Below are 7,791 nucleotides of genomic sequence, written 5' to 3'. Positions count from 1 at the left end.
GGCGACGAGGGATCGAACTATAGCATGGGTTTTTACCGATGGCGTGAAATTCGTGAACTTCCTTGCAGACTAGTGAAGAAGCCACCGCCCCGCTCTCTGAAACCGGCCCGGAGCCTGCCCTGCGGGCAGGCTCCGGGCGGGGAGGCCTTGCTGCGTGCACCAGGAATCGGGCCCGCATAGATAATGCGCGCACGATGGCATTGATTACTTTGATAGACGCCCAACTGGCGTTCGGGCATGTGGCGCTTCTCGACCACGCCCAGTTTTCCCTGGAGAGCGGCGAACGTGTGGGCCTGATCGGTCGAAACGGCGCAGGGAAGTCCTCTTTGTTGAAGATTCTTGGCGGACTGGCCAAGGCCGATGACGGCCAGGTCCAGACACAGTCCGGTATCCGCATTACTTATGTGGCGCAGGAGCCGGTGCTTGTGCCCGAGCAGACGATCTTCGAGTCGGCGTCCGCCGGCATTGCCGAGGTGATCGCCGTGCGCGAGCGCTATCTGGCGGGTGGCGAGGGCGAGGATCTCGATGCGCTGCAGTCCCAGATCGAGGCCTATGACGCCTGGAATTGGGAGCAGCGCGTGGAAGAGACGCTGCAGCGGCTGCACCTGGATCCCGACGCCCTGGTGGGCACGTTGTCCGGGGGAATGAAGAAGCGCGTTGCGCTTTCCCAGGCGCTGGTGGCCCGTCCTGACGTGCTGCTGCTGGACGAGCCGACCAACCACCTGGACCTGGATGCCATCGAGTGGCTGGAGGAGCTGCTGCTGAACTTCAAGGGCAGCGTGGTGACCATTACCCACGACCGCTCCTTCCTGGACCGCGTCTCCACGCGCATCGTGGAGCTGGATCGTGGAACGCTGCGCTCCTATCCCGGCAATTTCGTTCAGTACCAGCAAACCAAGGAAGATCAGCTGGCCCAGGAAGCCGTGATCAACGCCAAGGCCGACAAGCTGCTGGCCCAGGAGGAGGTGTGGATCCGCAAGGGCGTGGAGGCGCGCCGCACGCGCAGCCAGAGCCGCATCGGCCGATTGGAGCAGTTGCGGGCCAACCGCGCTGCCCGCCGCGATGTGCTGGGCGGGGTGAAGATGGACATTGCCTCGGGCCGGGGCGATGGCTACCAGGGCAAGATCGTGGCCGAGCTGACCGATGTGGCCAAGTCCTTTGGCGACAAGCAGATCGTCTCGCATTTCAGCGCCACCATCCTGCGCGGTGACAAGGTGGGACTGATCGGGCCCAACGGTGCCGGCAAGACGACGCTGCTCAAGATGATTCTGGGCGAACTGGCGCCTGACAGCGGCAATGTGCGGCTGGGTGCGAATCTGCAGGTGGCTTACTTCGACCAGATGCGGCACCAGATCAATATGGATGCCACGCTGGAGGACTTCATCAGCCCTGGCAGCGAGTGGATAGAGATCGGCAACCAGAAAAAGCACGTGAAGAGCTATCTGTCGGACTTCCTGTTCTCTCCGGCGCGCGCTCACTCTCCTGTGCGTTCACTGTCCGGCGGCGAGCGCAACCGCCTGCTGCTGGCGCGCCTGTTTGCCCGCCCCGCGAATGTGCTGGTTCTGGACGAGCCGACCAACGACCTCGATATCGAGACGCTGGAGATGCTGGAAGACCTGCTGCAGAACTACGACGGCACGGTGTTCCTGGTCAGCCATGACCGCAGTTTCCTGGACAACGTCGTCACCAGCACCATTGCCTGGGAAGGGCCGGGCAAGTGGCGCGAATACGAAGGCGGCGTTCAGGACTGGCTGGACCAGTCGCGCCGCAGCCAGGATCTGGCCGAGGCTGCACAGCCCAAGCCTGCCAAGGAAGAGGCCAAGCCGACGGCGGTGCGCAGCGACAGCAAGCCCAAGCGCAAGCTCAGCTACAAGGAGCAGCGCGAGCTCGATCAGTTGCCCGAGACCATTGCATCTCTGGAGGCGGAGCAGAAATCCATTCGCGAGGCCCTGGCCGATGGCTCGCTGTATGCCAACGACAACTCCCGCGCCGTTCAGTTGCACCAGCGCGATGGCGAGATCGATGAGCAGCTGATGGAGGCACTGGAGCGCTGGAGCGCCTTGTCCGAGTAAGCACCGTGTCGAACTGACAAAAAAAAAGAGCGCCATGCGCTCTTTTTTTCATGGAGGCCGCCAGAGCGGGCCGTTGCGCTCAGATGCGGTGGTGCACCTGGTCCGAACCTATGCGCAGCTTGCCCAGCAAGGCGGCGGCGATCTGGTTGAGGGGCAGCACTTCGTCGGCAGCGCCGTGGGCGATGGCCTCGCGCGGCATGCCGAAGACGATGCAGCTGGCCTCGTCCTGCACGAGGTTGTAGCTGCCTGCATCGCGCATTTCGCGCATGGCGACCGCACCATCGGCGCCCATGCCGGTGAGCATGATGCCGTAGGCGTTGCGGCCCGCGCAGGCGGCCACCGACTTGAACAGCACTTCGACCGAAGGCTTGTGGCGATTCACCGGCGGGCTGTCATCGACCACGGCGACATAGTTGGCGCCGCTGCGCTGCACGGAGAAATGCTTGCCACCCGGGGCGATATAGGCGTGACCGGGCAGCAGGCGCTCGCCGTGCTGCGCTTCCTTCACGGTCATCTGGCACAGGCTGTTGAGCCGGGCCGCGAAGCTGGTGGTGAAGCCCGGCGGCATGTGCTGGGTGATGACGATGGCCGGGCAGTCGGCCGGCAGATGGGTGAGCACTTCGCGGATGGCCTCGGTGCCGCCCGTGGAGGCGCCGATGGCAACCAGCTTCTCCGTGGAAAGCCGCCCCAGCAGCGACGTCGGTGCAGCCTGGCGCGGCACGGCCGAACCCGCAGAGGAAGCGACCGGCGCTGCCGCGCTGCCTGCGGCAGAGGCTGCACTGCGGGGAGCGACCGGCAGACGCCGTACCTGGGCCACGGCAGCAACGCGGATCTTGTCCACGATCTGCGCGGCCAGTTCCTGCAGGCCGTTGGAGACACCCACGCGCGGCTTGGCCACGAAGTCGATGGCGCCCAGTTCCAGTGCGCGCATGGTGACCTCGGCGCCGCGTTCGGTCAGCGTGGAGATCATGACCACCGGCATGGGACGCAGGCGCATGAGCCGGCCCAGGAAGTCGATGCCATCCATGCGCGGCATTTCCACATCGAGCGTGATCACGTCGGGATTCATCTCGCGAATCATTTCGCGTGCGATCAGCGGGTCATTGGCCGAGCCGATGCATTCCATGTCGTGCTGGCGATTGATGATCTCGGACAGCAGACTGCGCACCAGCGCAGAGTCGTCCACCACGATCACCCTGATTTTCCTGTCCATTCCTTTGAACCTTCCTCAAAACAGGTCGACCGAGCCGCCTGCCGTATTGCGTGCCACGACGGCTGCATTGCCGCGTGTGAATTCCTGCTGTACCAGCTCCTCCGGATGGGCATGTGCCAGGCGCTTGACCATGGCCTTGCCGCTGGCGGGGAAGAACACCACCTTGCGAGGGTAGATGTCCAGCACATCCTCCGAGACGATGGGGATGCGTTCGGTCTGCAGGTACTGCGTGACGAAGGCGGTATTGCGTTCGCCCACGTTCATGGTGGTGAAGTTGTGCATCACCTGCCCGCCGCCGAAGATCTTGGCCTGCAGCGACTCGCGCCGGGCACCGAGCTTGAGCATTTCGTTGATCAGCAACTCCATGGCGTACGAGCCGTAACGGCCCGATGCATCGGCAGAGTCGCCGTCGGGCAGCATGAAATGGTTCATGCCGCCCACGCGCATGGTGCGGTCCCAGATGCAGGCCGAGATGCAAGAGCCCAGCACGGTGACCAGGATCACGTCCTCGTTGGAGACAAAGTATTCGCCGGGCAGCACCTTGACGGCGTTGTGCTGAAAATGCGGGTCGTAATAGAAGAACGAAGCCTCGCCAGGGTAGCGCTGCTGGCGCTTGAGCTGCTCCAGCGAGGAACGCGGCACCGGATCGCCCGGCGCCGGATAGTCTGCAGCGGTATAGCTGTTGATGCGCGGCATCCGGCGACGCTCCGAGGGCGCCGGTGGCGGTGCGAAGGCAGGGCGGTCTCCGATCATGGGAGCACCCCCTGGCGTGCGGCAGGACCTGCGTCAGCGGCGCTCATAGACGGTCTTCCCCTTGAGCGTGAACAGATCGCGCGATTCACTGAAGTTTTCGGCATGCCCGACGAACAACAGGCCACCGGGCTTCATCACGCGGTGGATGCGCTCCAGCACGCGGCGCTGCGTGGCCGCGTCGAAGTAGATCATCACGTTGCGGCAGAAGACCACGTCGAAGGGGTCGCGGAACGGCCAGTCGTCACGGATCAGGTTGACGTTGAGAAACTCCACCAGGCGGCGCAGTTCGGGCTTGACGCGCACCAGGCCCGCATTGCCGGCCTTGCCCCGCAGGAAGAAGCGGTGCAGGCGCTCGGCGCTCATGCCCTTGATGCTTTCGGCGCGGTAGACACCGGCCGATGCCGTGTCCAGCACGCGCGAGTCGATGTCGCTGGCCTGCAGTTGGAAGCTGGGCGTGGCACCCAGCGCTTCCAGCGCCGTCATGACGATGGAGTAAGGCTCTTCCCCGGTCGAGGCCGCATTGCACCAGACCTTCCAGGCCGTGCCGGCCGGCTTGCTGCGCAGATGCTGGGCAAAGATCTCGAAATGGTGCTGCTCGCGAAAGAACGCCGTGAGATTGGTGGTCAGCGCGTTCACGAACTCCTGCCACTCCACGCCGTCGGACTGCGACTCCAGCCAGTCCAGGTAGGTGGAGAAGCTGTCGTAGCCCGTCTCGCGCAGGCGCCGCGACAGGCGGCTGTAGACCATGGCGTGCTTGCCATCGTGCAGGCTGATGCCGGCCCGCTGGTAGATCAACGCCTGTACGCGGGCAAAGTCCCGCGACGACCATTCGAATTCGCGCCCCTGGGCCAGGGGCCCGTTGGCATCCCCGTCGTCGGCGACGGGACGTGCGGCCAGTGCCGCATTGGATGAGCCGGATCGCATGAGGGCGCTCAGTGCAAGAACGGGTCTCAGTCGACCGAGGCGACCAGGCCCATGTCCACGTTGTTCATGAGCTTTTCGATGTCCAGCAGGATGAGCATGCGCTCGCCCACGGAACCCAGGCCCAGAATGCAGCCGCTGTCGATGGCGCTTTCGATGTCCGGCGCGGGGCGCACGGCTTCGGGAGCCAGTTCCATCACGTCGCTGACCGAGTCCACCACGATGCCCACAACGCGGTTGCGCAGGTTCAGGATGATGACGACAGTGAAGCTGTTGTATTCCACCTGGGAGCAGTTGAACTTCAGCCGCATGTCCACGATGGGCACGATGGTGCCGCGCAGATTGACCACGCCCTTGATGAATTCCGGCGCATTGGCGATGCGGGTCGGCGGCTCGTAGCCGCGGATTTCCTGCACCTTCAGGATGTCGATGCCGTATTCCTCCTGGTCCAGGCGGAAGGTCAGGTACTCGCGCGCGCCGGTGGCGACGCCTTCTGCGGTCTTAGCGATCACGCTCATTGCTCAGCTCCTCAACTGTCGGGCCCGCGCCGTGGTGGCGAAGGCCATGGTTTCTTGGCGGCGCGCAGGCACTGCCTGCGGCGCCGTCGATTGTGGTCAGGTATCCCTGTCCCGTTCAGTGGCGTGCACGACGCACCAGCGCGCCGGTGTCCAGAATCAACGCCACCGTGCCATCGCCCAGGATGGTGGCGCCCGAAACGTTGGGCACCTTGCGGTAGTTCGATTCCAGGTTCTTGACCACCACCTGGTGCTGGCCCAGCAGCTCGTCGACCAGCAAGGCCACGCGGCTGCCGTCGGACTCGACCACCACCATGATGTTGCTGGACTGGCTGGTGTCGCTGCGCGGCACGCGGAAGGTCTTTTCCAGCGCGAACACGGGCATGTACTCGTCACGCACCTTGACCAGCTGCGTGCCGTTGGCCACGGTGTTCACGTCTTCGGCCTTGACCAGGAAGGACTCGACCACCGAGGACAGCGGCAGGATGTAGACCTCGTCGCTGACGCCGACCGACATGCCATCCATGATGGCCAGGGTCAGCGGCAGACGAACGGCCACGCGCATGCCCTTGCCCTGGGTGGACTCGATCTCGACCGAGCCGCCCAGCGCCGCGATATTGCGCTTGACCACGTCCATGCCCACGCCGCGCCCGGACACGTCGGTGACCACGTCGGCCGTGGAGAAGCCCGGCGCGAAGATCAGTTGCCAGACCTCCTGATCGGGCATGTTGTCCGAGACATCCATGCCGCGCTCGCGGGCCTTCTGCAGAATCCGCTCGCGGTTCATGCCGCGCCCGTCGTCGCGCACCTCGATGACGATGGAGCCGCCCTGATGGGAGGCTGCCAGCGTCAGCGTGCCGTGCTCGGACTTGCCGGCCGCCAGGCGGTCCTCGGGCATTTCGATGCCGTGGTCCACGCTGTTGCGCACCAGATGGGTCAGCGGGTCGGTGATCTTTTCGACCAGTCCCTTGTCCAGCTCCGTGGCCTCGCCCAGCGTGATCAGGTCGATCTTCTTGCCCAGCTTGCCGGCCAGGTCGCGCAGCATGCGCGGGAAACGGCTGAACACAGTGGACATGGGAATCATGCGGATGGACATCACCGATTCCTGCAGATCGCGCGTATTGCGATCCAGGTCGGCCAGGCCTGCCAGCAGTTGCTGGTAGGCCGATGCGTCCAGTCCGTGGCTGTTTTGCGCCAGCATGGCCTGGGTGATGACCAGCTCGCCCACCAGGTTGATGAGCTGGTCGACCTTGGACACCGACACGCGGATGCTGGTGGACTCCATCTGCGCCTGCTGCGTCTGGGCCGCCGTCTTGGCGGCGGGCTTGGCCACGGCGCCGGCCGGCTGGATGGCCAGCGCGCCATCGGCCTGGGGCATGCCGGGCGCGCCATTGAAGAAGCCATAGGCCTCATCGGCAGGCGGGATGGCGGCCGAGGCCAGGGCGGCATCGGGGTCGTGCGCATGCTCTTCAGCGGCCGGGGCTTGCGCCGCCACCGCTGCGGGTGCTGCTTCGGCAGAGGCTCCGGCCGCCGTGATGCGGACCTGCTCCTTGGCCACGTGGAAGGCGAACAGATCGAGCAGGTCGTCGTCGGTGGACGAGGTCTGCACGTCAAAGAGGCGGCTTTGCGGCTGATCGCAGGCCAGGTCCTCGATGCGTCCCAGGCCCGGAATGTCGCGGAACAGCTCCTTGATGGCCTCGGCCATCTCCAGGCGCTCCAGCGGACCGATCAGGATATGCAGCGAACGTCCGCCGCTGCTGGGTGCCGTGCCGACGGCGCCGCCCGAGAAAGGTGCTGCAGCAACCGGGGCCGGAGCCTGCGCTGGCGCAGCCACAGGGGCTGGAGCTGGGGTCGGTGCGGGAGCCGGCGCTGCCGCTGCAGGTACGGCGCTGCGGCCTTCCGCCAGCGTCTCGATGCGTGCCACCAGATCCGTGGTGGACAGGGCCTCGCCCTCGTTGCCGGCCTGGTGGCGTGCCAGCAGGCTGCGGCTGGCATCAGCCGACTCCAGCAACACATCGACCATCTCCGGAATCGGTGTGATCTCGTGCCGGCGCAGCCGGTCGAGCAGCGACTCCATGCGGTGCGTCAGCTCGGTCACGTCGGCAAAGCCGAAGGTGGCCGCCCCGCCCTTGATCGAGTGCGCGCATCGGAAGATGCCGTTGAGTTCCTCGTCATTGGCCGCTGACAGATCCAGATTCAGCAGCATCTGCTCCATCTGGTCGAGGTTCTCGGCCGCTTCTTCGAAGAAGATTTGATAGAACTGGCTCAGGTCGAAGTCTGCGCCCGCTCCTGCCCCATCCTGGTGTAGATCCGCCAT

General features: G+C 65.0%; 6 protein-coding genes. 1 reads left to right on the top strand and 5 read right to left on the bottom strand.

The features are described 5' to 3' along the window. The first annotated feature begins 194 nt into the window (after positions 1-194). Positions 195-2,072, top strand: coding sequence for an ATP-binding cassette domain-containing protein (locus DELCS14_RS02975; RefSeq protein WP_013800378.1), 1,878 nt, complete (start codon positions 195-197; stop codon positions 2,070-2,072). A gap of 79 nt (positions 2,073-2,151) precedes the next feature. On the opposite strand, the gene DELCS14_RS02970 is transcribed toward DELCS14_RS02975, so the two are convergent. The 5 genes from DELCS14_RS02970 to DELCS14_RS02950 form a co-directional block, all read right to left on the bottom strand. Then, the gene (locus DELCS14_RS02970; protein WP_013800377.1) at positions 2,152-3,285 is read right to left on the bottom strand and encodes a chemotaxis response regulator protein-glutamate methylesterase; all 1,134 of its coding nucleotides are present in this window, start codon (positions 3,283-3,285) and stop codon (positions 2,152-2,154) included. Between the two features lie 15 nt (positions 3,286-3,300). After that, positions 3,301-3,981 carry a chemoreceptor glutamine deamidase CheD gene (gene cheD / locus DELCS14_RS02965; protein WP_013800376.1) on the bottom strand — a complete coding sequence of 227 codons (681 nt, stop codon included), beginning with the start codon at positions 3,979-3,981 and terminating at the stop codon, positions 3,301-3,303. Positions 3,982-4,071: 90 nt separating this feature from the next. Continuing rightward, complete coding sequence (locus DELCS14_RS02960; RefSeq protein WP_013800375.1) at positions 4,072-4,962, bottom strand: CheR family methyltransferase; 891 nt, start codon at positions 4,960-4,962, stop codon at positions 4,072-4,074. A 26-nt stretch (positions 4,963-4,988) separates the two neighbouring features. Continuing rightward, entirely contained in the window at positions 4,989-5,477 is a 489-nt protein-coding gene (locus DELCS14_RS02955) for a chemotaxis protein CheW (RefSeq protein WP_012202588.1), read from the bottom strand. 115 nt (positions 5,478-5,592) lie between these two features. Next, on the bottom strand, positions 5,593-7,791 hold the full coding sequence (locus DELCS14_RS02950; protein ID WP_013800374.1) for a chemotaxis protein CheW: 2,199 nt from the start codon (positions 7,789-7,791) through the stop codon (positions 5,593-5,595).

The sequence above is a fragment of the Delftia sp. Cs1-4 genome (genome assembly GCF_000214395.1).
Classification (GTDB): Bacteria; Pseudomonadota; Gammaproteobacteria; order Burkholderiales; family Burkholderiaceae_C; genus Comamonas; species Comamonas acidovorans.
The sequence above is the reverse complement of the archived record's forward strand: the minus strand, read 5'-3'. Positions and strand labels throughout refer to the sequence as shown.

What these genes read in the sequence shown, in the direction of transcription:
- DELCS14_RS02975 (WP_013800378.1), top strand. Translation starts at nt 195, where the DNA reads ATGGCATTGATTACTTTGATAGACGCCCAACTGGCGTTCGGGCATGTG.
- DELCS14_RS02950 (WP_013800374.1), bottom strand. Translation starts at nt 7,791, where the DNA reads ATGGCGGATCTACACCAGGATGGGGCAGGAGCGGGCGCAGACTTCGAC.
- DELCS14_RS02970 (WP_013800377.1), bottom strand. Translation starts at nt 3,285, where the DNA reads ATGGACAGGAAAATCAGGGTGATCGTGGTGGACGACTCTGCGCTGGTG.
- cheD (WP_013800376.1), bottom strand. Translation starts at nt 3,981, where the DNA reads ATGCCGCGCATCAACAGCTATACCGCTGCAGACTATCCGGCGCCGGGC.
- DELCS14_RS02955 (WP_012202588.1), bottom strand. Translation starts at nt 5,477, where the DNA reads ATGAGCGTGATCGCTAAGACCGCAGAAGGCGTCGCCACCGGCGCGCGC.
- DELCS14_RS02960 (WP_013800375.1), bottom strand. Translation starts at nt 4,962, where the DNA reads ATGCGATCCGGCTCATCCAATGCGGCACTGGCCGCACGTCCCGTCGCC.